The following is a 21580-nucleotide window of genomic DNA, read 5'->3' as shown; positions in this document are numbered from 1 at the left end:
CGCCTCCAGGCGGCCGCCCCATCACCCCGTGTTCCGGAGGCCAAGGCAGCCAGCGGCCAGGCGCGGACCGTCTCAATTTCCGTCTCATTCAGCCAGGTTCGCCGCTGTTCGACCGAGGCGAGGAGCAGACGCGGGGTGTGGAGTGCCGTAAGGACTCGGGCGTCGTGGATGAGATTCCGGGTGCGTACAAGCCGATCGAGAAGGTCATCGACCAGCAGAGGGATCTGGTCGAGGTGGTCGCGAAGCTCAAGCAGGTCGTGTGCGTGAAGGGCTGAGATCCAGCACTCCACCTGCTTCCACTTGATCGACAGGCCCCGGACCGGCAGTGGTCCGGGGGCCTTCCGCTGTGATCGTGATTGTCGGAGCCTGGTGTCACAGCGCCGCCTGTCCGGCCAGTCGTGGTGTTCTGGAGATTCAGCGGCCCCCCGGTCGTCACACGCCGGCCTCCGCTGCCCAGTGATCACCTGCTGTGGTCACTTTGCGTAAGAGGCAGCCCGGCCTCCGCTGCGAGATGCTGATCGTCGCAGGTGTCCTTCGACGAGAGCACGAGGCCCGACCTCGACAACGCCGTCAGCTCCATCGACCTGGGTCCCGAGGCGGACGACTTCTGCGGGTCCGAGAGCCGGTTCACGGTCTACCAGTGGGACAACCAGCCCAAGCCCCGCCCCGCCGGGCTGCCGGTCAACGGCGCCTTCGGCGATGCCAACGGCGACGGGTATGCCGATCTGTTCTCCCGCAACAAGTTCGGGCAGCTGTGGACGTCCCCCGTCTACGAGGCCACGGGGCAGACCCGGCTTGTCGGGGCCGGCTGGAACTCCATGACCAAGCTCACCCGGTACGGCGACTACAACCAAGACGGGGAGGACCTGTTCGCCCGGGACAGCGCCGGGGTGCTGTGGTTCTACCCCGGCAGGGGCGACGGCACCTTCGGTACGAGAGTGAAGGTCGGCGCGGGCTGGAACACCATGCGCGAGATCAGCGCGGCCAGTGACCTGACCGGCGACGGCCGCCGTGACCTGCTCGCCCGCGACACGGCCGGTGTGCTGTGGACGTACCCGGGCAACGGCAAGGGCGCCCTCGGCGTCCGCAAGAAGGTCGGCGGCGGCTGGAACGTCATGAACCGGCTCGCCTCGCCCGGCGATCTGACCGGTGACGGCAAGGCCGACCTGCTGGCCCGCCACGGAGCGCGGGCGCTGTGGCTGTACCCCGGCAACGGCCAGGGCGCCTTCGGCACGCGCAAGAAGCTCCCGTACGCCTGGCCCGCCGACCAGCCGGTCATGGCCACCGGTGACGTGAACGGTGACGGGCTGTCCGACATCATGCGGCCTATCGACTACCAGCTGTTCCTCTACCACGGGAACGGGGCCGGCGGGATCAGCGGCCCGAACGCAGACATGCTCTGGGACTCCGCGCCCAACGTCCGCGTCTTGTGACGCCCAGGTGGTGTGAGTGAAGGGCTGAGGCCCGGCCCAGTACGGAAGGCCCCGGACCGTCGTCAACGGTCCGGGGCCCTCCGTTTGCCGTCACAGCTCCCTGTGGACCTTGGAGTTGGAGGCCTGGGCGCGGGGGCGGACCACCAGCAGGTCGATGTTCACGTGGGAGGGGCGGGTGACCGCCCAGGTGATGGTGTCGGCGACGTCGTCGGCGGTGAGGGGCTCGGCCACGCCCGCGTAGACCTTCGCGGCCTTCTCCTCGTCGCCGCGGAAGCGGGTCGTGGCGAACTCCTCGGTCTTGACCATGCCGGGGGCGATCTCGATCACGCGGACCGGGGTGCCGACGATCTCCAGGCGGAGGGTCTCGGCGAGGACGTGGGCACCGTGCTTGGCCGCGACATAGCCCCCGCCTCCCTCGTAGGTGGAGTGGCCCGCGGTGGAGGAGATGATCACAACGGTGCCGTCGCCGCCGGCGGTGAGGGCCGGGAGCAGGGCCTGCGTCGTGTTGAGGGTGCCAATCACGTTGACCTCGAACATCTGGCGCCAGTCGGCGGGGTCGCCGGTGGCGACGGGGTCCGCGCCGAGTGCGCCGCCCGCGTTGTTGACGAGGACGTCGCAGCGGTCGAGGGACGCGGCGAAGTCGTCGACGGCCGGGCGGTCGGTGACGTCGAGGACGTATGCGGTGGCCCGGTGGCCCGCGCCGGTGAGCTCTTCGGCGAGCGCTTCGATGCGGTCCTTGCGGCGGGCGGTGAGGACGACGTGGTAGCCGGCGGCCGCGAGCCGACGTGCGGTGGCGGCGCCGATGCCGCTGCTGGCTCCGGTGATGACGGCGACGGCGGTCCCAGCGGCGGTCATGTCCTACTCCTCGCGCGTGTGATCGATACGCGGCCCAGGATAGGCGGCCGACCCGGCGGGGCGGGGCGGTCGGGGCGGTCGGGGCGGTCGTGGCGGACCGGGCGGTCGTGGCGTCAGCGGCCCCGCGGGGCGTACATGATCACAGCCATGCCCGCGAGGCAGACCAGCGCGCCGATCACGTCCCACCGGTCCGGGCGGTAGCCGTCCGCGACCATCCCCCAGGCGATGGAGCCCGCGACGAAGACTCCGCCGTACGCGGCGAGGACGCGGCCGAACTCGCCCTCCGGCTGGAGTGTGGCCACAAAGCCGTACGCACCGAGGGCGATGACCCCCGCGCCGATCCAGATCCAGCCCCGGTGTTCCCGGAACCCCTGCCAGACGAGCCAGGCGCCGCCGATCTCGAAGAGGGCGGCGAGGAGGAAGAGAGAGGCGGAACGGACGACGAGCATGGCGTCAGCGTGCCACGCGACGAGCCCAAGACTCGCCGGGGCTGATGGACAATCAGGGGCAATAGCCTCCAACAGGTATCTTCTGGTTATGTGCCTGAAGCGCAAGGCGCTGCTGGCGGGTTCCGCCGCAGTGGTGATGGTGGTTGGTCTGGGTACGAGCGCGGGCGCCGGTGAGCGGGCGATCGCGCCGGAGGCGGACGTGGCGCACCACGGCCATGTCTCGTTGGCGAGCGGGCGGCTCGGGGTCTCGCTGGTCTCCGAGAATCATGGCCCGTCGAGTCTCGCGAACGCGACCGTGTGGCTGTCCTTCTCGGTGCGGCTGCCCGCCGCTCAGGCGCTGCCCGCCGGGTGTCTGTGGGCTGGTGACGAGCTGGTGCTGTGTGCGACGGGCCCGCTGCGGGCCGCCGGCAGAGGACACCGGGTCACGCTCGACCTGCGGACGGTGGGCACGCCGGACGAGGTGATCGTGCGGGTCGGAACGCAGTGGAACGGCGGCGCGACCGACCGGAACCCGGACAACAACGAGCACGAGGTGCTGGTGCCGGCCACTGGCGACCGGTACGTGTTCTGACGTCTGCCTCGGGTGTCGGGCGCGGCATGCGTCTGCTCCGTACTATCTCTGCATGACGCAGAAGAATGCGGCCGGGCGCGGCAGGCTGATGGACGAGCTGTCCACCGCCTCGCGCCGCTACATGGCCTCGTACGCGCTGTTCAACCAGGCTCTCGCCGACCATCTGCGGCTCCACCCCACTGATCTGCAGTGCCTCAACCTGCTGGGGCTCGAACCCGGTCCGGTCACCACCGGCCGGGTCGCCGAGCTGACCGGGCTGACCACCGGGTCCGCGACGCGGCTCGCCGACCGGCTGGAGCGGGCGGGGTATGTCACGCGTGAGCGTGACGCCGAGGACCGGCGGCGGGTGCTGGTCACGCTGGTGCCCGAGCGGATGGCGGAGTTCGGCGCGGTGTGGCAGAAGCTGAACGGCTCCTGGTTCGCCATGTTCGACGCGTACAGCGACGAGGAGATCGCCCTCCTCACCGCACATATGCGGCGGACCGTGGAGCTCAGCGCCGCGCAGGTCGAGCGCCTGCGGGAAGGTGAGCTGTAACGCCCTGCCCTGGCAGGCCGGGCCGAACTACGCGGCTGCGCCGCCGAATTCCCGTAGCGCCTCCGCGACGATCGCCTCCAGCCGCGCGTGGTGCGCGCCCCGCCAGTACACGCGATCGCACGCCGTGCACTGCGCGAACACGTCGTACGTGCGCTGCGTGCCCTGCTCCAACTGGTCCTGGACCGAGTCCTTGTCGGCGTCCGTCAGCCGGCCGTTGCAGGCTGTGCAGCGGGTCCAGGGCGCGAGCGCGGGCGTGAACCGCTCCAGTACGTCGCGCAGTTGGTCCTCGGGCCGGTCGCTGTAGACGTACGCCCCCGCCCAGATCTCCCGGCGCCGAAGCAGCCCGCGGTCCCGGGAGAGCAGCACCCGGCGCTCCTGCGCCGAGAGGGTGGCCAGCGCCGGGTCGCCGATGTCCTCGTTCTCGTACGCCGCATCGACGCCGAGGAGCCGCAGCCGCCGCGCCAGCGTGCCGAGGTGGACGTCGAGCAGGAACCGCAGCGGGGCGCCGGGGACCTGCTGCGGCCGCTCGACGCCGTACACCTCGACGTGCTCGCCCGCGCGGGGGATGTGTGAGGCGGCCACCTGGCGGCCGTCGACGAGGAGCCGGCCCGCCTCGGTGAGCGGGACGCCGACCGACTCGACGACATGGCCGAGCGTCGACAATCCGTCGGTGACCAGGGTCGTACGCCCCTGGCGGCGCTCCGGAGTGACGAAGAGGCGCAGCTCAGGAGCGACGCTGAGGTGGATTTCCGGTCCGTTCACGCTGTCAGCATGTCATCGGGCGGCGTGTCCCAGCCAGGCTGTTTCGGGAGGGCTCAGGCGCGGAAGGCGTCCGCGTTCTCCTTGGCCCACTCGGCGAAGGTGCGGGCGGGGTGGCCGGTCAGTTCCTCGACGCTGCGGGTGAGGGGAGCGGGCGAGCCGTCCGTCGAGGCCCAGTAGTCGAGCAGCGCGTCCGCGAAGGCGCCCGGCATGTACTCGGCCATGGACTCCTTCCATGCCCCACGGGGCACGGTGTTGAAGGGGATGGGGCGGCCTGAGGCGCGTTCGATGATCGCGATCTGCTGGGTGAAGGTGAGCGATTCGGGGCCGGTCAGGTGGTACGTCGCGCCCCGCAGCGGCGGCCGGGTGAGGACGGCGAGCGCGGCCTCGGCAATGTCCCGTTCGTGGATGGGGTCTCCGTAACTGCCCGGGTAGGGAAGGTCGATCGCGCCCGTGGACTTCAGCGCCCACGGCCACTGGAGCGCGTTGCTCGCGAACGCGCCCGGCTGCAGCACGGTCGTCTCGATCGGCGAGGCCGCCAGCGCCTGCTCGGCCGCGAGGTGGGACGCGGCGATCGGGTTGCCCGCGGCGTCGGGGTCCAGGACGGAGCTGGAGGAGAGCAGCACGATGTGTTCGACGCCCGCCGCCCCCGCCTCGTCGAGGAACGCGTCGATCTGCGACGCCTCGGCGTACAGGAACACGGAGGTCACGGAGTCCAGGGCGGCCGGGAAGGTCGCGGGGTCGTCGAGCGCGCACTTCACGGCGTCGACGTCCGCGGGGAGGCTGAGCTTCTCGGGGCTGCCGGACGCCGCCCGGACGGCGGCTCCCGCCTCGTGGAGGAGTGTGAGGAGGGTGGAGCCGACTTTGCCCCGGCTTCCGGTGATGAGGATGGTCATGTCTGGGGTTCCTTGAGGGAGTTGGGGCCGCCGCAACGCAAAGAGGCAGTAGTGTGCGCTGCACAGAAGCTGCGTCGCGCAGATAAATATCCGGGAAAAGGGCTTGCTCGTCAAGCGGGTCCAACCCTGGCGCGGTTACGCCACGACGCGGTCACGCGCTGGGGGCTACGGCGTCGGCTTCTCCTGGTCCTGCCGCTCCTCCAGGTCAAGCCGCCAGTCGTTCGACCGCAGCGGGTTCCCCGGCGGGTACTCGAAGTCACACTCGCCCACCAGTGAGAAGCCCGCCTTCCTGCACACCGCGTTCGACGGCCCGTTGGCCAGGGACGGGAACGCGTGCAGATAGCGGTGCTTGTGCTCCGCCCTCGCCTCCTCGACCACCGCCACCGTGCCCGCCGTGGCTATGCCCCGCCCCTGGAAGGCCGGCAGGACGCTCCAGCCCGTCTCGTACACCGGCCGCCCGCCCCATGTCTGCTCCCAGAAGCCGACCGTGCCCGCCGCCTCCCCGTCCGTCGGCAGGACGATGCGGTACATCCGGCCCTTCCCCGTCCGGTCCGCGCTGAGATCGACGTACCGCTGGTGCCGCTTGATCAGCTGTTCTTCCGTCTCGGGGCCTCCCAGGTGATCCATCAGCTCCGGCGCGTTAGCGGCGCGGAGCAGGTCGAAGTCGTCCTCGGACCATGGCTCGATCCGTACCACCGGTGCTTTGATCTCCATGTCACGCACTGTAGGACGAGGGTCTGACAACCGGGGGTCGGACGATGAGCTTCACCGGTTTATGGGCGGTCGGCGCCGTCCCCGACGCCGAAGTCGCGGCCCTGCCGGGGCGGTTCGCGCACCTGGAGGGGGAGTGGACCATGCCCCCGAACTACGCCGCTGACCTGACTTGGTGGCTCAGCGGCGGCGACCGCGAGCCGTACTTCACACCCGAACCCACGCCCGCTGCCCGCCGTTTCGCCGCCTTCGCGCGGAGCGGCGGCCCCAGCGCACCGGCCGTCGCCGCCATGAAGGAGGCCGGAATGGATCTGCTCCACGACGCCGGAAGGGCTGGGGATACGGAGGGCAGCGCCGCCTTTGTCGCCGCCGCACGCAAGGGCGATCCGGCCGTCGCCCTCTGTTACGGCCTCGGGGCGGAGGCCGCGGCCCGGCTCCCCGGCTGGTTCGGAGACTTCCTGCTGACCACCGCCGAGGCACGGACCGTCCTCCCGTACGCCGAGTCCGTCCTCGCCGTCGCCGGGCCCCGCCGCACCGAGATCCTGGCCCGTATCGACGCCTGGATGTCGGCCATGAGCGACGACCCCGGCTTCGACGCGCGCACGCTGCTCGACGGGCCGCTGCGGGTGCTGCGGTACGCGGCCGCCAATGGCTTGGGCGCGGTCGGCGTCACCGACTCCTACTGACAGCCACCAACTGCTACGGACAGTTGCTGACCGCTTCTGGCAGCGGCTACTTGGGCGCCGGGCGGGCGTATGCGGTCGGCGGCACGCCCACCGTCGCTGTGAAGTCCCGTACGAGATGGGCCTGATCGCTGTACCCGAGCTCGGCGGCCAGCGCCGCCCAGTCCAGCGCTCCCTCGCCCGCCCCAGTGCCCGCCCCGGCCTCCACCCCTGTGCCCGGGTCCTGCGATGCTTCACCCGACTCCGCGCGCTCCAGCGCCTCATGGATGCGGTAGCGCAGGATGACCCACTTCGGTCCGACCCCGACGTACGCCGCGAAGAGCCGCTGCAACGAACGCGCCGAGACCCCTTCCACCGCTGCCAGCTCGGCGACCCGCCGGATCGTACGGTCCGTACGCACCAGGTCGACCAGCTCCATCGCCCGCACCGCCTGCGGATCCGCCGCCGGTTCGAGCCCCAGCAGAAGGGCGTCCAGCGCGGCGACTTGCGCGTCCTCCCCCTCCGGTCCGAGGATTCCGCGCACGGTCTCCGGGTCCGCGCCCGCCAGGACGTCCGCGACCGGCACCCGCTGCCCCGTCCAGTCGGACACCGGCCGCTCCGGCGCGAACGGCCGGAAGCCGCCGGGCCGGAACTGCACCCCGCACACCCGCCCCCGCCCCTCCAGCTTCTGCGTGAACAGCCCAAGGCCGATGCCCGCGACCTCGCCCCACGGCGCCTCGTCGCCGTAGCGCTGGAAGACCACATTCACTGACGGATGGGGCACCACATGGGAGGCGTACGGCTCCGAAAGGTCCCAGTCGATGAGCCAGTAGTGCTCGAGATACGGACGCAGCGCCGGGGCGGGCTCGCGGCGGCGGAAACGCACCCGTGCGAAGAGTTCGCGGGCTTCGACGATGCCCCTGGTGTCGCGTCGCGGACCTGCCATGCGGAGGATCCTATGTCGCGTTTGTTCAATACGCAGGGCGCCGGCCGACCCTACCGTCGAGCCATGACGAACACCATCAGTGACCTGCTCGAATCGGCGGCGAAGCGTGCCGTTCCGGTGGTGCTTGGCATCACCGACGAGCGACTGTCCGACCCCACGCCGTGCAGCGAGTACGACGTACGCGCCCTGACGGATCACCTCATGCAGGTGGTGATCAACTTCCAGGCGCTGGCGGCGAAGAAGAACGCCGACTTCGCCTCGGTACCGCATTACATAGACGACGCCGGCGGCTGGCGGGCCCGGTTCGCCGACGAGACCGCCAGGCTCGTCGCGGCGTGGGCGGCTCCCGGCGCCGAGGAGGGCACTTCGGGGACCATGGGTTTTCCGGCCAGGACCGTCGGCCACATGGTGCTGGGCGATCTGACCGTGCACGCCTGGGACCTGGCCCGCGCGACCGGGCAGGAGTTCACGCCGGACCCGGCCGTGGTCGGTGAAATCGGGCCCGCACTCGCGGAGATGGCGCCGATGGGCCGCAAGGGGGGCGTGTTCGGCGAGCCGTTCCCGCTGCCTGACGACAAGGAAGTCTCGGACTTCCACCGGGTGCTGGCCCTGACCGGCCGGGACCCGCATTGGCAGCCCGAGCACCCCGAGTAGGCCGCGTCGGACCGGGCGGGCCCGGATCTCACCAGGTCGCGCGCCGCCGCTCGGGTTCACCCTGCTGGAGGTGGCGAGTGAGTCAGGTCTGACCAGCGTCGACACAGTGATACCCGAGCGGACAGGCTCGCGCTTGCGAGGCCTCGGGGCCAGGCAGCCTGGCCGTTGACCGTGCGTGGCTGAGGATCGCTTACGGGGTCTGACTGGGGCGGAGGCGGCGCTGACGGATCCTGGTCTCGGCAGTGTGCGGGGCACTGATCGCACTTTGGGCGGGGACGATCCGAGCGGTCAGGGTGGCGCCGCTGTCGATGCGGCTGGAGCGGCCTATGGCGATGCCGGGGCCGAGGCCGATGTTGTGGCCGGTCTGGGTGCCGTCACCGATCAGGCCGCCGAACCGGGGTGTGCCGCACCGGTACAAGCCGCCCTCGCCGCGCATGATGACCCCCGGTCGGGATGGCGCATGTCTTCGCACAGGTTGATGGCAGCGACGGTGATGGACGAGGAGAGGTGGACACCGGCGCCGACGATGGTGCGATTGATGCCGATGCGGTGTCCGAGGACCGAGCCTTCTCCGACGTAGGCGTGGGTGACCTCGCAGTTGAAGCCGACCGAGACTCCGGCGGCGAGGACGGCGCGATGGCGGACAGTCGTGAACTCGTGGACCTTCACGTGGGGGCCGATGATCACGTCGTCGCCGATGATCGCGGTGGGGTGGACCTGGGCGGTGGGGTGGATGCGTCCTTCGCCCAGTGAGTGAGGGTGCAGAGGGGGTGCGCCGGCCGTGCGGGCTGCGGCGGCCCATGCGGTGGTCGACGGTGTGGCGCATGGCTCGCCTCGGCCGCCCGCCGGTCATCTAGCCCCGTACTTCGCAGGTCGCCGATTCGGTTCCCGCAGGGGTTGTTCCGGGCCCGAACCGGACCGCATCCGATTGATGGTGCGAATCGCGTTGTGACCCCGATCGATCAGTGTCCGGTGGCGCCCGATCGATCTTCACGTTCTTCGCGGTGGCGGTGTGGCTGCTCGCGGACGACTTCCTCGCCGCGGGCTTCGCCTTCGGGGGCAGCCTGTTCGGTCTCGCCGCCCGGACGGGCGTCCTGGCCGCGCGGCACGCCAGGATGAGTGCCCCGCTCGGGCCGTGGACCGTCGCCGACTCCGACGAGGCAGTGCGCTTCACGGGCACGCACATGGAGACCCGCCGGGGCTGGCAGACCTTCGGCGGGTACGTGGAGACCGCTGCCGGATTCGTCCTGCTGTCCCCGGCCCCGTACTCGGTCGTTGTCCAGTACTTGCCGAAGCGCGCCCTGGGCCGGGCCGACACCGACCGGCTGCGCGGCATACTCGACCGCCGTCTGCCCCGCCACGGCGGCCGTCCGCCCCGGCATTGAGGGGCCGGTAGGATCCGCGGGTCGTCTTACCGGGGAGGGACCATGGCCGAGGGCCGCGAAGTCACCAACAACAGCGCGGAAGTCGCCGCCGATGTCGTGGACGAGGCGGCGGTGCAGCTGGTGTACCGCCCGCAGCCCGCCGACACACTGGTCGGTCTGCGGGTCCGGCAGCGGATCAAGCGGTGGGGGCTGCTACTGCGGAGCGTGTTCCTCGCACTGTGGGTGGGGCAGTGGCTGGTGGGCACCATAAACCGGGGCAGTGCCGACGTGGTCTCTACCGCTCTGTTCCTGTTCGTCGTCCTGGTGGTGGGCGGCTATCCGCGGCTGCAGGCCGCCCAAGTGCAGCGGATCGTCGGATGGCAGGGCGAGTACCGCACCACCGTGTCCCCGGCCGGAATCACCACCAGCAGCGACCACAGCACGCTCATCCAGAAGTGGTCGGTCCTCCAGGGCTACCGGGAGACGCGCGGCCACTTCGTCTTGCTCAGCCGGGACCCCAACATCATGTGCCTCGAGGTCCTGCCCAAGCACGGGCTGAGCACGGCCGACGACGTCGACCGGCTGCGGGCCCTCCTGGACCGGCACACCACCCGCGTCTGACGCGCCAACGACCTCAGTGCTTTGTCACCTTCCGGACCGATCTGGCTTTCCGGACGTCCCATGGTGACTGACTCACACCCGCAGGGGCCTTGAGCAGACATGTGCCGGGCAGCCGGAGGCATGGGCAGCGATTACACCGGATCCAATGAGCAGCTCAACGATAGTAAGCGGAGGTGTGCCCGCCATGGTCGTCAGAGTCCGTTGCACTTCCCGCCCCATGCCGTCACCGCGAGTGCTTCCATACGTGACGGAGGGAGGTCATCCGTGGTCAGCGTGCAGCAGTGGACCGGCAGGGAAGCGAGCGCCCTGCGCGCCGCGCTGCGCATGAGCACGCGTGCCTTCGCCGAGCATCTCGGTGTCGCGCTGCGCACGGTGGCCAAATGGGAGAGCCTCGGTACGGAGACCCGGCCCCGGCCTGACACCCAGGCCATCCTGGACACCGCTCTCGCCCGTGCGGATTCCGCCGTGCAGGCCCGGTTCGACGCGTTGTTGTTCCCCGAGCGGAAGAGCGCCCGGCCAGCGGACTACGAGACCTGGACCGAAGACATCGAGCGCGCCGTCGTCTCCATCAGCCGTCAGGACTTCTCTTTCGCCGGCACCTGTTGAACCGCTGGCTCGGGCGCCATGACCCGCATCGTCTGGACTGCAAGGGTCTCTACCTGTACGGCCGTTCCCTTGTGCTGCTCGGTGATCTTCAGCGCGACCAGGGTGCAGTTCTCGGCCCGCTGTCCGCTCGCCAGTCCTACCTGAGCGCCCGCGGCATGTTCACCGAACTCGACATCCCGCGCCGGGTGGCCCAGATCGAGCTGTCTCTCGCCGTCGTGCAGGAGATGTCGGGCCAGCTGGAAGCTTCCGCCCGGCACTACGAACTCCTCGCCGCAGATGAGCGCTTGAGCCCGCGGGACCGTGCCAGAGCTCGGCTCTGGGTGGGTACGGCGCTGAGCAAGGAGGGCGACAACGAGTACGCCACCAATGTGATGACGGCCGCCACTCGCGCCTTCGAGGACCTCGGCGAGCCGGAGGACTGGTCGGTCGCCCATCAGAAGCTGGCCCTCGCCCATCGGGGCGCCGGCGACCTGAAGCAGGCCCTGCACTACATCGACATCGCGCGCACCACCGGCCTCACGGGCGCGCGACAAGGATCAGCCAGACGCGGCTCGTCGATCCCCGCAGGTCGCGCCGGACGATCGAGCTACTCGTCCGCCAGTACTACGGCCGCTGCTGCCACTGGGATGCCGTGCGTGAGGTTCTGGACACGGTCTTCGACACGCTCGACACCACAGACCGCGTGTCCGACCTGACGAAAACGTCGACGATCGCCCTGCTCACCGCTCTGGGCTGGTCAGGGGAAGTGCTGGACAGCAGTGAGATCCCGACCCGGCAAGGCCGATCTGAACGCCTTGCCGACCTCGCCGCGGCCACCGACAGCACCCACTATCTGTGCGGCACCGGCGGGCTCCGCTACCTCGACGTCGGTCCCTTCGCTGCCCGCGCCGTCCCTGTGCTGCCTTTCCACACTCCTGTGGATACGGATGACCCGCTCTGGCAGTGGGCCCGGCGGATCAGCAGCCTCTGGGCCTTGAGCAAGATCGGACCCGGGGCGCAGCATCCTCGGCATGGCCGTGGAGGACGGGCTGCTGCCGAAGAACCCCTGCAAGGCGAAGTCGGTCAAGCTGCCGACCGCGACCAAGAAAAAGATCATCCCTTGGTCGTTGGAGCGAGTACGCGCCGTCATTGCCGGACTGCCGAAGCGCTTCCAGGCCGGCGGCAAGCTCGCCTTCGGGTGCGGCCTGCGCCAAGGCGAGGTGTTCGGCTTCGCCGTTGGCGATATCGACTTCAAGGGCGGCTGGATCCACATCAACCGCCAGGTACGGCTGGTCGGCACGAAGCCCGTCTTCGCCCTGCCCAAGGGCAACAAGATCCGCTCAGTGCCGCTGCCGGCTCAGCTGGCCGCCGTTCTCAAGGCCCACATGAAGGAGTTCCCGCCGGTCGAGGTCACGCTGCCCTGGGCCAAACCGGACGGTGAGCCGAAGACCGTACGCCTGCTCTTCGTCGACGAGAAGGACCGGGCCTACAACCGCAGCGTCTTCAACATGGGTGCCTGGAAGCTCGCGCTGGCCGCCGCTGGCGTGATCCCTCCCCGCGAGCGCGGGGCGAGGTACCTCCAGGCGGCCCCGGAGGACGGCATGCACGCCCTCCGGCACGCGTACGCCTCCGTGCTCCTGGACGCGGGGGAGAGCATCAAGGCGCTCTCCGAGTACCTCGGCCACTCGGACCCCGGCTTCACGCTGCGGACGTACACACACCTGCTGCCGTCCAGCGAGACCCGCACCCGCAAGGCGATCGACGACGCCTTCACGGAAGCTGAGGCGGAAGACGAGGGCGACCCGCCCGCCGCCCAGGGCACATCAGTGCCCCCAGCGAAACCAATGTGCCCTCAATGTGCCCTGGCCGCCTGACGGCCCCTCCTGGCGCATGACGAGGGCGGGGCTCGAAAACCCCGCCCACACGCCACGAAACCCCAGGTCAGGGCCAGACCAGGCAGTACGGCTGGTGCCCCGCCTCATGCAGTCGGACCGAGAAGTCCTGCCATTCGTGCAGCAGCTGGTAGACGTTGAAGGCGTCCCGCGGCCCGCCCCGGTCCGGGACCGTCGACCAGATGAACGCCGCCGCGCCCACGGACTCCTCGCCAATGCCGCGCAGCGGGTCGACCACCGTCATCGGAAGCTTGACCACCGCATAGTCGGGGTGGAGCACCACCAGCTCCAGCGGCGGCACCTTGTTCAGCGGCATGCCCTGGATGCCGGTCAGCACCATCGCGGCTATGGTCTCCGGCTTGATCTTGGCGAACATCCCGCCCATGCCGAGCTCGTCGCCGCCCAATTCCTCCGGGCGCATCGAAATCGGCACCCGTGCGGCCGTGGCTCCGTCAGGCGCGCCGAAATATTTGTAGGTCACCCCCACTCGGCCGCTCCTGCTTCCCAAGGGCTCGTCCGCGCCCGCGTCGCCTCGCCGGTGCTTTCCACGCCGGGCAGGCTCAGGACCCAGGTCGTCGGTCCCCTCGCCCAGTCCGCCACCGCGATGCATATCTCCACCCGACCACTCGCAGCCCCCGCCGCGCAACCCGATCATCGTGACAGTGACCTCCCCCACGAACGTGCTGTGAAACACCACTCGCCAAGAACGTCGGGGCCTCTGACACCATGGATTCCGTGAGCTTTCCCTATGTCGCCCCAGTTTCGCAGACGCGAGAGGGGTGACGCCCTTTCGTAATACGAGGAGACCGCGCTCCCTGCTCACCGGTGGCCGAGATCCTCCGTCCCGGCACCCCGCACATCCGAATCGCAGATCAGGACCAAAGTGGCGTATTCATACGAAGCCCCAGTTTCGCAGACGCTGTTCGACCGCGCGTCCCTTGTGACGCCCGGCGGCGTGAACTCTCCCGTCCGTGCCTTCCGAGCCGTGGGCGGTACGCCCCGGTTCATGGTGTCCGGTACCGGCCCGTACCTCACCGACGCCGACGGCCGCGAATATGTCGACCTCGTCTGCTCGTGGGGGCCGATGATCCTCGGCCACTCGCACCCGGCCGTCATCGAGGCGGTGCAGGCCGCGGTCGCCCGCGGCACCTCCTTCGGCACACCCGGCGAGGGCGAGGTCGTACTCGCCGAGGAAATCGTGGCCCGGATCGAGCCCGTCGAGCAGGTACGGCTGGTTTCCAGCGGTACGGAAGCGACGATGTCCGCGATCCGGCTCGCCCGCGGCTTCACCGGCCGGGCCAAGGTCGTGAAGTTCGCCGGCTGCTACCACGGTCATGTCGACGCGCTGCTCGCCGCGGCCGGCTCGGGAGTGGCGACTTTCGGGCTGCCGGACACCCCGGGGGTCACGGGCGCGCAGGCCGGAGACACGATCGTCCTGCCGTACAACGATCTGGAAGCGGTGCACGAGGCCTTCCACGCGCACCCGGGTGAGATCGCCTGTGTGATCACCGAGGCGTCGCCGGGCAACATGGGCGTCGTGCCGCCGCGGCCGGGCTTCAACGAGGGGCTCAAGTCGGCCTGCGAGAAGAACGGCGCGCTGTACATCTCCGACGAGGTCATGACCGGCTTCCGTACGTCGAAGGCCGGCTGGTACGGCGTCGACGGCGTCGCGCCCGACCTGATGACCTTCGGCAAGGTGATGGGCGGCGGCTTCCCCGCCGCGGCCTTCGGCGGCCGCGCGGACATCATGGCGCACCTCGCACCCAGCGGGCCCGTCTACCAGGCGGGCACCCTCTCCGGTAACCCGGTCGCCACCGCCGCCGGGCTCGCGCAGCTGCGGCTGCTCGACGACGCCGCGTACGAGAGGGTCAACGCGGTCTCGGCCGAGATCCAGGCTCTGGTGACGGACGCGCTCGGCAAGGAGGGCGTGGCCCACCGGCTGCAGACGGCGAGCAACATGTTCTCGGTCTTCTTCACCGGCGCCGAGGTCAGGAACTACGAGGACGCAAAGCGGCAGCAGTCCTTCCGCTTCACCGCCTTCTTCCACGCGATGCTCTCCCGGGGCGTCTATCTCCCGCCGTCAGCCTTCGAGTCCTGGTTCGTCTCCACGGCCCACGACGAGCGGGCGATCGAGCGGATCGCGGCCGCGCTGCCGGCCGCCGCGCGGGCCGCCGCCGAGGCGACGGAGGCCTCGGCATGAGCGAGAACACCCTGAACGGCGAGAGCGGTACGAACGGCGAGGGCAGCCGGGACAGCGAGATCACCGTCGTCCATCTGGTGCGGCACGGCGAGGTCGAGAACCCCGACGGCGTCCTCTACGGCCGCCGGGCCGGCTACCACCTCTCCGAACTCGGCCGCCAGATGGCCGACCGGGTCGCCGAGCATCTCGCGGACCGCGACATCACCCATGTCGTCGCCTCCCCGCTGGAGCGCGCCCAGGAGACCGCGGCCCCCGTCGCCAAGAGCCACAGCCTCACCCTCGACACCGACGAGCGGCTGATCGAGGCGGCCAATGTCTTCGAGGGCAAGACCTTCGGGGTGGGCGACGGCGCGCTGCGCAATCCGGCCAACTGGAAGCATCTGACCAATCCGTTCCGCCCGTCCTGGGGGGAGCCGTACGTCGATCAGGTCGTACGGATGATGGGCGCGCTGGGCGCCGCGCGGGACGCCGCCCGCGGGCACGAGGCGGTCTGCGTCAGCCACCAGCTGCCGATCTGGATCGTGCGGAGCTTCGTAGAGCGGCGCCGGCTGTGGCACGACCCGCGCCGCCGGCAGTGCACGCTCGCGTCGCTGACCACGTTCACGTATCAGGGCGACCGGATTGTCTCCGTCGGCTACTCCGAGCCCGCGCGAGATCTTGTTCCGGCGCATCTTCTCGCAGGTGCAAAACCCGTGAAGGGCAAGGCCAAAGCATTCGGCGCGTAGTTGGCCGCGTAGTTGGCGCCGCATAGTCGGCCGGGCAGTTTCTCTTGAGTCCTTTCGAAAATAGGCGCTAGTCCCCGGAACCCCCGTCTTCCGTACGGCATCTAAACCGGTAGCGGTTTGGATGGGCTCTCCCGACCAGGAGAGCGCGGATGGGGACGATATGCACGACATCAGCCGAAGGGGCTTGCTCGGGGCGGGACTTGGGGCCGCAGCCGCGATCGGAATCGCGGGCTGCGGCCTGGCTGAACAAGACAGAGCAGGGCAGACCGGCCATGACGGGGGTGCCGACGAGGGTAACGGCGGCAATCCCTCCCCCTCCAAGAGCGAGGGCCGGCTCATAGGCGACGGCTCCACGTCCGACACCGGAAAGCAGCCCAACCAGCCGGACAGGCCCGTGCCCCTCGAGCCGGGTCAGACGCCGCCGCAATTCGTGATCTTTTCCTGGGACGGCGCGGGCGAGGTCGGCAATGGCCTCTTCCCGCGCTTCCTCGAACTCGCCAAGAACCACGACGCGGCGATGACCTTCTTTCTCTCCGGGGTCTATCTGCTCCCCGAGTCCAAGAAGACGCTCTACCGCCCGCCGAACAATGGCATCGGCGCGTCCGACATCGGTTATCTCACGGACGGTCACATCAAGGAGACGCTGAAGTACGTACGCCAGGCATGGCTCGACGGCCACGAGATAGGCACGCACTTCAACGGGCATTTCTGCGCCGGCTCCGGATCGGTCGGCAACTGGACACCCGCGGACTGGCGGAACGAGATAGACCAGGCTGTGTCCTTCGTCACGCAGTGGCGTACGAACAGCGGCTGGCAGGACATCGATCCGCTGCCCTTCGACTACCGCAAGGAACTCGTCGGCGCCCGCACCCCCTGCCTGCTCGGCCAGGACAAGCTGCTGCCCACCGCGAAGAAGCTCGGCTGGCGCTACGACGCGAGCTCGCCCGGCGGCCGCCAGAAGTGGCCGGAGAAGCGCCAGGGCCTGTGGGATCTGCCGCTGCAGCAGGTGCCGTTCCCCGGGCGTTCCTTCGAAGTCCTCTCGATGGACTACAACATGCTCGCCAATCAGTCGCAGAATTCGACCCAGGGCGTGCCCGAGCGTTATCCCGGCTGGAAGAAGCAGGCCACCGAGGCGTACCTCGCCGGATTCAATCGCGCCTACGAGTCCAATCGCGCGCCCTTCTACATAGGCAACCACTTCGAGCGGTGGAACGGCGGCATCTACATGGACGCCGTCGAGGAAGCCCTCAAGGGCATGGCCGGCAAGAAGGACGTACGGCTCGTCTCCTTCCGGCAGTTCTGCGACTGGCTCGACGTCCAGGATCCGCAGGTGCTCGCCAAGCTCCGTACGCTCGAGGTCGGCCAGTTCCCGGCGGGCGGCTGGAACACTTTCCTCAAGGCCGCCTGACAACGGGCTCCTCAGGGCGGCCTGCATCGGGTTCCTTGAGGTCGCCTGCAACGGGTTCCTTAAGACGGCCTGACATCGGGCCTTACGGGCACCCAGGGGGGCGCGGAAAGATCCCCGTATCGGCCATGCGAAACTTTTCACATGAGCCTTAGCCGTGCCCCCCGCGCTGCCCTGCTGACCGGCCTGGTCGCCGTCGGCGCGCTCACCCTGTCGGCCTGCGACGGCGGGGGCGGCGCGAAGTCCGGCGGTGGCGGTGACACCAACTTCGTCACCGACACCGGCGGTATCTCCACCGCCGCGAAGGGGAAGCGCACGGCCCCCAACAAGCTCTCCGGCGAGACCCTCGAAGGCAAACCGCTCGACGTCGCCGACCTCAAGGGCAAGGTCGTCGTGATGAACGTCTGGGGCTCCTGGTGCCCGCCCTGCCGCGCCGAGGCCCCGCATTTCGCCAAGGTCGCCGAGGAGACCAAGGCCAAGGGCGTGGAGTTCGTCGGGATCAATACCCGCGACGCCAACAAGGGCCCGGCGATCGCCTTCGAGACGGACTACAAAATCAGCTATCCCAGCCTGTACGACCCGATGGGCAAGCTGATCGTCAATGGCTTCCCCAAGGGCAGCCTCAATCCGCAGTCCATTCCCTCCACGATCGTGCTCGACCGCGAGGGGAAGATCGCGGCCCGCTCGCTGAAGGCGCTCGACGACGAAGAACTCCACAAGATCATCGATCCGTTGATCGCGGAGAAGTGATCCTGTGGACGTTGGTGAATACCGGTGAACGAGACGGTCTTCGACGGGGCGCTGATCCTCGCACTGCCCATCGCCGTACTGGGCGGCCTGGTTTCCTTCTTCTCGCCCTGTGTGCTGCCGCTCGTGCCCGGCTATCTCTCGTACGTCACCGGAGTCAGCGGCACTGACCTGGCCGAGGCCAAGCGCGGCCGGATGGTCGCGGGAGCCTCCCTCTTCGTACTCGGCTTCACCGCCGTCTTCGTCTCCGGCGGCGCGTTCTTCGGCTACTTCGGCTCGACCCTGCAGGGGCAGAAGGAGATCCTCACCAAGGTCCTCGGGGCCCTGATGATCCTGCTGGGCGTGTTCTTCATGGGGCTGATGCCCTGGCTCACCCAGCGTGAATTCCGCCTCCACAAGCGTCCGGTGACCGGGCTTGTGGGCGCGCCGCTGCTCGGCGCGCTGTTCGGCGTCGGCTGGACGCCGTGCATCGGACCGACGCTCGCGTCCGTGAATGCCCTCGCCGCCGAGCAGGCGAGCGCGGGCCGGGGGGCCATACTGACCGTCGCGTACTGCGTCGGTCTCGGACTGCCCTTCGTGCTCGCGGCGGTGGCCTTCCGCAAGGCGCTCGGCGCGTTCGGCTGGATCAAGCGCCACTACGCCTGGGTGATGCGGACAGGCGGCATCATGATGATCGCAACCGGTCTACTGCTGCTGACCGGGGTATGGGACAGCCTCGTGCAGGAGATGCAGGTCTGGTCCAACGGCTTCACGGTGGGGATCTAGTTCGATGAGCAAGACAGAGGCAGAGGCTCACAAGGCAGAGGCCGAGAAGCAGGACACAGGGCAGGACACAGCGCAGGACCTCGGCGCGGCCGGTGCGCAGCTCTCCACCGCCCCCAAGGAAGAGCTCATCGGCGGGCCCTCCCTCTCGGTCATCGGCTGGGCCCGCTGGTTCTGGCGGCAGCTGACCTCCATGCGGGTCGCGCTGATCCTGCTGTTCCTGCTCTCCCTCGGCGCGATCCCCGGCTCGCTCATCCCGCAGAACAGCGTGGACGAGCTCAAGGTGCAGACGTACAAGGACAGCCACGAGTTCTGGACGCCGGTCTTCGAGAAGCTGCAGTTCTTCGACGTCTACAGCTCGGTCTGGTTCTCGGCGATCTACATACTGCTGTTCGTCTCACTCATCGGCTGTATCGTGCCGCGCTCCTGGCAGTTCGTCGGCCAGCTGCGCGGCCGGCCGCCGGGGGCACCCGGCCGTCTGACCCGGCTGCCCGCGTACACCACCTGGCGCACCGCCACCGGTCCCGAGCAGGTGCGCGAGGCAGCGCTCACGATGCTGAAGAAGCGCCGATTCCGCGCCCACACCGTCGGCGACGCGGTCGCCGCCGAGAAGGGCTATCTGCGCGAGGCCGGCAACCTCCTCTTCCACATCGCCCTGATCGTGATGCTGGTGGCCTTCGCCGCGGGCCAGCTCTTCAAGTCCGAGGGCGGCAAGCTGATCGTCGAGGGCGACGGCTTCTCCAACACCCTCACGCAGTACGACGACTTCAAGTCAGGATCGCTGTTCAGCACGGACGAACTCGCGCCGTTCAGCTTCCGGCTGGACGCCTTCACGGGTACGTACCAAAAGGGCGGCCCGCAGCGCGGCACCCCGCGTACCTTCGAGGCCGACGTCACCTACTCCAAGGGCGGCGGCCCGGACAAGAAGTCCGTCATCCAGGTAAACAAGCCCCTGGTCATCGACGGCACCAAGATCTATCTGCTCTCGCACGGATACGCGCCCGTCGTCACCGTCCGGGACGGCAAGGGCAACGTCGTCTTCAACGGCGCGGTGCCGCTGCTGCCGATCGACAACAACATCACCTCGACCGGCGCGATCAAGGTGATGGACGGCTACCGCGACAAGAAGGGCAAGAAGGACCAGCTGGGTTTCCAGGCCTTCTTCGTGCCGACGTTCGGCGGCGCCGGCAAGGGCGACATGTTCTCGCAGTTCCCGGGCCTCGAGTTCCCGGTGCTCGCGCTCACCGGGTACCACGGCAGCCTGGGCGTCGACGCGGGCCTGCCGCAGAACGTGTACCAGCTCGACACCGGCAAGCTGACCCAGTTCAAGGACGCGCACGGCCAGATCCTCAAGGCACGGCTGCTGCCCGGCGAGAAGATGACACTGCCGGACGGCGCGGGCTCCATCACCTTCGAGAAGGAAGTGAAGGAGTGGGCCAGCTTCCAGATCTCGCAGCAGCCCGGCAACGGCTGGGCTCTGACCGGTGCGATCGCCGCCATCGCGGGTCTCGTCGGCTCTCTGTTCATTCAGCGCCGCCGGGTCTGGGTCCGGGCGGTGGCGGGTGCGGACGGCGTCACCGTCGTCGAAATGGCGGGGCTCGGCCGCAGCGAGTCCGCGAAGCTGCCCGAAGAGCTGGCCGACCTGGCCGTAACCCTCAACTCCGAGGCGCCGACGGCGCCCGATACCTCAGACGTACCTGCCGAAGGGGCTGAGAAGTGACTCTCGCCGCCGCAACCAACGAAAATCTGGCTCAGTTCAGCAATTCGCTGATCTACGCCTCGATGGCCGTCTACACGCTGGCGTTCTTCGCGCACATCGCGGAATGGGTCTTCGGCAGCCGCAGCAAGGTCGGCCGTACGGCCGCCGCGCTGACCGGCACCGGGACGGCCGCCGCGGCTCCCGCGGTAAAGGTCCAGGTGAAGCAGCAGGGCGGGGGCACCGCCGTACTGGACAAGCCGAAGATCGTCACCCGCTCGGCTGTCGGCAGCCGGGACGTCCCGGACGGGCCTGGCGCGGCGGGCGGCACGGTGAAGGGCGATCTGTACGGGCGGATCGCCGTCTCGCTGACCGTACTGGCCTTCCTCATCGAGGCGACCGGGGTCGTCACCCGCGCGGTAGCGGTGCAGCGCGCCCCTTGGGGCAACATGTACGAGTTCTCCACCACCTTCTCCACGGTGGCGGTCGGCGCGTACATCGGCTTCCTGCTCGCGAAGAAGCCCGTCCGCTGGATCGGTCTGCCGCTGGTCACCACGGTCCTGCTCGACCTGGGCGTCGCCGTCACATGGCTGTACACGGAGAGCGACCAGCTGGTCCCCGCCCTGCACTCGTACTGGCTGTGGATCCATGTCTCCACCGCGATCTTCTGCGGCGCGGTCTTCTACCTCGGTGCGGTCGGCACGCTGCTCTACCTGTTCCGTGACTCGTACGAGAACAAGCTCGCCCGCGGCGGCAATCCGGGCGCCTTCGCCCGCTCCGTGCTGGAGCGGCTGCCCGCCGCGGCCAGCCTGGACAAGTTCTCGTACCGCATCAACGCCGCGGTCTTCCCGCTGTGGACCTTCACGATCATCGCCGGTGCGATCTGGGCCGGTGACGCCTGGGGCCGCTACTGGGGCTGGGACGCCAAGGAGGTCTGGTCCTTCATCACCTGGGTCGCCTACGCCGCGTATCTGCACGCCCGCGCGACGGCGGGCTGGAAGGGCCGCAAGGCCGCGTACATCGGTCTTGTCGCCTTCGCCTGCTTCCTCTTCAACTACTACGGCGTGAACATCTTTGTGAACAGCCTGCACTCGTACAAGGGCTTCTGAGCT

Annotated in this window: 23 protein-coding genes and 5 pseudogenes; 20 read left to right on the top strand and 8 right to left on the bottom strand. The window is 69.2% G+C overall.

From position 1 onward, the window contains the following. Window positions 1-119: 119 nt before the first annotated feature. Window positions 120-275, top strand: a pseudogene (locus tag QFZ67_RS16285) (RtcB family protein); the annotation flags it as partial. 252 nt (window positions 276-527) lie between these two features. Continuing rightward, on the top strand, window positions 528-1433 hold the full coding sequence (locus QFZ67_RS16280; protein ID WP_307661813.1) for a VCBS repeat-containing protein: 906 nt from the start codon (window positions 528-530) through the stop codon (window positions 1431-1433). A 90-nt stretch (window positions 1434-1523) separates the two neighbouring features. Here QFZ67_RS16280 and QFZ67_RS16275 read toward each other — a convergent pair whose 3' ends face one another. Then, window positions 1524-2288 carry an SDR family NAD(P)-dependent oxidoreductase gene (locus QFZ67_RS16275; RefSeq protein WP_307661812.1) on the bottom strand — a complete coding sequence of 255 codons (765 nt, stop codon included), beginning with the start codon at window positions 2286-2288 and terminating at the stop codon, window positions 1524-1526. Between the two features lie 113 nt (window positions 2289-2401). Then, window positions 2402-2737 carry a YnfA family protein gene (locus QFZ67_RS16270; RefSeq protein WP_307661811.1) on the bottom strand — a complete coding sequence of 112 codons (336 nt, stop codon included), beginning with the start codon at window positions 2735-2737 and terminating at the stop codon, window positions 2402-2404. Between the two features lie 88 nt (window positions 2738-2825). On the opposite strand from QFZ67_RS16270, the gene QFZ67_RS16265 reads away from it, so the two are divergent. Together QFZ67_RS16265 and QFZ67_RS16260 are read left to right on the top strand one after the other, a co-directional pair. Beyond that, window positions 2826-3308 carry a hypothetical protein gene (locus QFZ67_RS16265; RefSeq protein ID WP_307661810.1) on the top strand — a complete coding sequence of 161 codons (483 nt, stop codon included), beginning with the start codon at window positions 2826-2828 and terminating at the stop codon, window positions 3306-3308. Window positions 3309-3360: 52 nt separating this feature from the next. Continuing rightward, window positions 3361-3843 (top strand): MarR family winged helix-turn-helix transcriptional regulator, encoded by a 483-nt coding sequence (locus tag QFZ67_RS16260; RefSeq protein WP_307661809.1) that lies wholly within the window; start codon window positions 3361-3363, stop codon window positions 3841-3843. A gap of 27 nt (window positions 3844-3870) precedes the next feature. On the opposite strand, the gene QFZ67_RS16255 is transcribed toward QFZ67_RS16260, so the two are convergent. The 3 genes from QFZ67_RS16255 to QFZ67_RS16245 form a co-directional block, all read right to left on the bottom strand. Then, entirely contained in the window at window positions 3871-4605 is a 735-nt protein-coding gene (locus QFZ67_RS16255) for a Mut7-C RNAse domain-containing protein (protein WP_307661808.1), read from the bottom strand. 53 nt (window positions 4606-4658) lie between these two features. Continuing rightward, a complete protein-coding gene (locus QFZ67_RS16250) occupies window positions 4659-5498 on the bottom strand; it encodes an NAD(P)H-binding protein (protein WP_307661807.1) in 840 nt (279 codons plus the stop codon). Between the two features lie 165 nt (window positions 5499-5663). Then, entirely contained in the window at window positions 5664-6212 is a 549-nt protein-coding gene (locus tag QFZ67_RS16245) for a GNAT family N-acetyltransferase (protein WP_307661806.1), read from the bottom strand. A gap of 44 nt (window positions 6213-6256) precedes the next feature. Between QFZ67_RS16245 and QFZ67_RS16240 the strand changes: the two genes are divergently transcribed. Further along, window positions 6257-6895 carry a hypothetical protein gene (locus tag QFZ67_RS16240; protein WP_307661805.1) on the top strand — a complete coding sequence of 213 codons (639 nt, stop codon included), beginning with the start codon at window positions 6257-6259 and terminating at the stop codon, window positions 6893-6895. 46 nt (window positions 6896-6941) lie between these two features. On the opposite strand, the gene QFZ67_RS16235 is transcribed toward QFZ67_RS16240, so the two are convergent. After that, window positions 6942-7817: a helix-turn-helix domain-containing protein gene (locus QFZ67_RS16235; protein WP_307661804.1), complete on the bottom strand. Its 876-nt coding sequence runs from the start codon at window positions 7815-7817 to the stop codon at window positions 6942-6944. A gap of 63 nt (window positions 7818-7880) precedes the next feature. Between QFZ67_RS16235 and QFZ67_RS16230 the strand changes: the two genes are divergently transcribed. Next, entirely contained in the window at window positions 7881-8471 is a 591-nt protein-coding gene (locus QFZ67_RS16230) for a TIGR03086 family metal-binding protein (protein WP_307661803.1), read from the top strand. 190 nt (window positions 8472-8661) lie between these two features. Here the strand turns inward: QFZ67_RS16230 and QFZ67_RS16225 are convergent, their stop codons facing one another. Continuing rightward, window positions 8662-8907, bottom strand: a complete 246-nt coding sequence (locus tag QFZ67_RS16225; RefSeq protein WP_307661802.1) for a hypothetical protein — start codon at window positions 8905-8907, stop codon at window positions 8662-8664. A gap of 17 nt (window positions 8908-8924) precedes the next feature. Here QFZ67_RS16225 and QFZ67_RS16220 point away from each other — a divergent pair, with 17 nt between their 5' ends. The 7 genes and pseudogenes from QFZ67_RS16220 to QFZ67_RS16190 form a co-directional block, all read left to right on the top strand. Then, on the top strand, window positions 8925-9224 hold the full coding sequence (locus tag QFZ67_RS16220; protein WP_307661801.1) for a hypothetical protein: 300 nt from the start codon (window positions 8925-8927) through the stop codon (window positions 9222-9224). An 8-nt stretch (window positions 9225-9232) separates the two neighbouring features. Continuing rightward, window positions 9233-9328 (top strand): annotated as a pseudogene (locus QFZ67_RS16215) (glycosyltransferase family 2 protein); the annotation flags it as partial. 108 nt (window positions 9329-9436) lie between these two features. Beyond that, entirely contained in the window at window positions 9437-9856 is a 420-nt protein-coding gene (locus QFZ67_RS16210) for a hypothetical protein (RefSeq protein ID WP_307661800.1), read from the top strand. Window positions 9857-9898: 42 nt separating this feature from the next. After that, window positions 9899-10456 (top strand): YcxB family protein, encoded by a 558-nt coding sequence (locus tag QFZ67_RS16205; RefSeq protein ID WP_307661799.1) that lies wholly within the window; start codon window positions 9899-9901, stop codon window positions 10454-10456. Between the two features lie 264 nt (window positions 10457-10720). Next, a pseudogene (locus QFZ67_RS16200) lies at window positions 10721-11757 on the top strand (helix-turn-helix domain-containing protein). Beyond that, a pseudogene (locus QFZ67_RS39120) lies at window positions 11643-11897 on the top strand (WbqC family protein); the annotation flags it as partial. The pseudogenes QFZ67_RS16200 and QFZ67_RS39120, both read left to right, overlap by 115 nt. 163 nt (window positions 11898-12060) lie before the next feature. Beyond that, window positions 12061-12915: pseudogene (locus QFZ67_RS16190) on the top strand (tyrosine-type recombinase/integrase); the annotation flags it as partial. Between the two features lie 67 nt (window positions 12916-12982). Here the strand turns inward: QFZ67_RS16190 and QFZ67_RS16185 are convergent. Continuing rightward, window positions 12983-13543, bottom strand: a complete 561-nt coding sequence (locus QFZ67_RS16185) for a hypothetical protein (RefSeq protein WP_307665865.1) — start codon at window positions 13541-13543, stop codon at window positions 12983-12985. Window positions 13544-13816: 273 nt separating this feature from the next. Here QFZ67_RS16185 and hemL point away from each other — a divergent pair, with 273 nt between their 5' ends. The 7 genes from hemL (at window position 13817) to ccsB (ending at window position 21577) form a co-directional block, all read left to right on the top strand. After that, complete coding sequence (hemL, locus tag QFZ67_RS16180) at window positions 13817-15133, top strand: glutamate-1-semialdehyde 2,1-aminomutase (RefSeq protein WP_307661798.1); 1317 nt, start codon at window positions 13817-13819, stop codon at window positions 15131-15133. Further along, window positions 15130-15858 carry a histidine phosphatase family protein gene (locus QFZ67_RS16175; protein WP_307661797.1) on the top strand — a complete coding sequence of 243 codons (729 nt, stop codon included), beginning with the start codon at window positions 15130-15132 and terminating at the stop codon, window positions 15856-15858. Before hemL ends, QFZ67_RS16175 begins: the two co-directional genes overlap by 4 nt. A 160-nt stretch (window positions 15859-16018) precedes the next feature. Then, window positions 16019-17266, top strand: coding sequence for a hypothetical protein (locus tag QFZ67_RS16170; protein WP_307661796.1), 1248 nt, complete (start codon window positions 16019-16021; stop codon window positions 17264-17266). 141 nt (window positions 17267-17407) lie between these two features. Next, window positions 17408-18013 (top strand): TlpA disulfide reductase family protein, encoded by a 606-nt coding sequence (locus QFZ67_RS16165; protein WP_307661795.1) that lies wholly within the window; start codon window positions 17408-17410, stop codon window positions 18011-18013. 24 nt (window positions 18014-18037) lie between these two features. Continuing rightward, the gene (locus tag QFZ67_RS16160) at window positions 18038-18775 is read left to right on the top strand and encodes a cytochrome c biogenesis CcdA family protein (RefSeq protein WP_307661794.1); all 738 of its coding nucleotides are present in this window, start codon (window positions 18038-18040) and stop codon (window positions 18773-18775) included. 4 nt (window positions 18776-18779) lie between these two features. Then, window positions 18780-20492, top strand: coding sequence for a cytochrome c biogenesis protein ResB (locus tag QFZ67_RS16155; protein WP_307661793.1), 1713 nt, complete (start codon window positions 18780-18782; stop codon window positions 20490-20492). After that, on the top strand, window positions 20489-21577 hold the full coding sequence (gene ccsB, locus QFZ67_RS16150; protein WP_307661792.1) for a c-type cytochrome biogenesis protein CcsB: 1089 nt from the start codon (window positions 20489-20491) through the stop codon (window positions 21575-21577). The genes QFZ67_RS16155 and ccsB overlap by 4 nt, the downstream gene beginning before the upstream one ends. Window positions 21578-21580 lie beyond the last annotated feature (3 nt).

The sequence above is a fragment of the Streptomyces sp. V1I1 genome (genome assembly GCF_030817355.1).
Classification (GTDB): domain Bacteria; phylum Actinomycetota; class Actinomycetes; order Streptomycetales; family Streptomycetaceae; genus Streptomyces.
This window is presented reverse-complemented; position numbering and strand designations above follow the sequence as displayed.

What these genes read in the sequence shown, in the direction of transcription:
- QFZ67_RS16275 (WP_307661812.1), bottom strand. Translation starts at nt 2,288, where the DNA reads ATGACCGCCGCTGGGACCGCCGTCGCCGTCATCACCGGAGCCAGCAGC.
- QFZ67_RS16270 (WP_307661811.1), bottom strand. Translation starts at nt 2,737, where the DNA reads ATGCTCGTCGTCCGTTCCGCCTCTCTCTTCCTCCTCGCCGCCCTCTTC.
- QFZ67_RS16265 (WP_307661810.1), top strand. Translation starts at nt 2,826, where the DNA reads ATGTGCCTGAAGCGCAAGGCGCTGCTGGCGGGTTCCGCCGCAGTGGTG.
- QFZ67_RS16260 (WP_307661809.1), top strand. Translation starts at nt 3,361, where the DNA reads ATGACGCAGAAGAATGCGGCCGGGCGCGGCAGGCTGATGGACGAGCTG.
- QFZ67_RS16250 (WP_307661807.1), bottom strand. Translation starts at nt 5,498, where the DNA reads ATGACCATCCTCATCACCGGAAGCCGGGGCAAAGTCGGCTCCACCCTC.
- QFZ67_RS16245 (WP_307661806.1), bottom strand. Translation starts at nt 6,212, where the DNA reads ATGGAGATCAAAGCACCGGTGGTACGGATCGAGCCATGGTCCGAGGAC.
- QFZ67_RS16240 (WP_307661805.1), top strand. Translation starts at nt 6,257, where the DNA reads ATGAGCTTCACCGGTTTATGGGCGGTCGGCGCCGTCCCCGACGCCGAA.
- QFZ67_RS16235 (WP_307661804.1), bottom strand. Translation starts at nt 7,817, where the DNA reads ATGGCAGGTCCGCGACGCGACACCAGGGGCATCGTCGAAGCCCGCGAA.
- QFZ67_RS16230 (WP_307661803.1), top strand. Translation starts at nt 7,881, where the DNA reads ATGACGAACACCATCAGTGACCTGCTCGAATCGGCGGCGAAGCGTGCC.
- QFZ67_RS16225 (WP_307661802.1), bottom strand. Translation starts at nt 8,907, where the DNA reads ATGCGCGGCGAGGGCGGCTTGTACCGGTGCGGCACACCCCGGTTCGGC.
- QFZ67_RS16220 (WP_307661801.1), top strand. Translation starts at nt 8,925, where the DNA reads ATGGCGCATGTCTTCGCACAGGTTGATGGCAGCGACGGTGATGGACGA.
- QFZ67_RS16205 (WP_307661799.1), top strand. Translation starts at nt 9,899, where the DNA reads ATGGCCGAGGGCCGCGAAGTCACCAACAACAGCGCGGAAGTCGCCGCC.
- QFZ67_RS16185 (WP_307665865.1), bottom strand. Translation starts at nt 13,543, where the DNA reads ATGCATCGCGGTGGCGGACTGGGCGAGGGGACCGACGACCTGGGTCCT.
- QFZ67_RS16175 (WP_307661797.1), top strand. Translation starts at nt 15,130, where the DNA reads ATGAGCGAGAACACCCTGAACGGCGAGAGCGGTACGAACGGCGAGGGC.
- QFZ67_RS16170 (WP_307661796.1), top strand. Translation starts at nt 16,019, where the DNA reads ATGCACGACATCAGCCGAAGGGGCTTGCTCGGGGCGGGACTTGGGGCC.
- QFZ67_RS16165 (WP_307661795.1), top strand. Translation starts at nt 17,408, where the DNA reads ATGAGCCTTAGCCGTGCCCCCCGCGCTGCCCTGCTGACCGGCCTGGTC.
- QFZ67_RS16155 (WP_307661793.1), top strand. Translation starts at nt 18,780, where the DNA reads ATGAGCAAGACAGAGGCAGAGGCTCACAAGGCAGAGGCCGAGAAGCAG.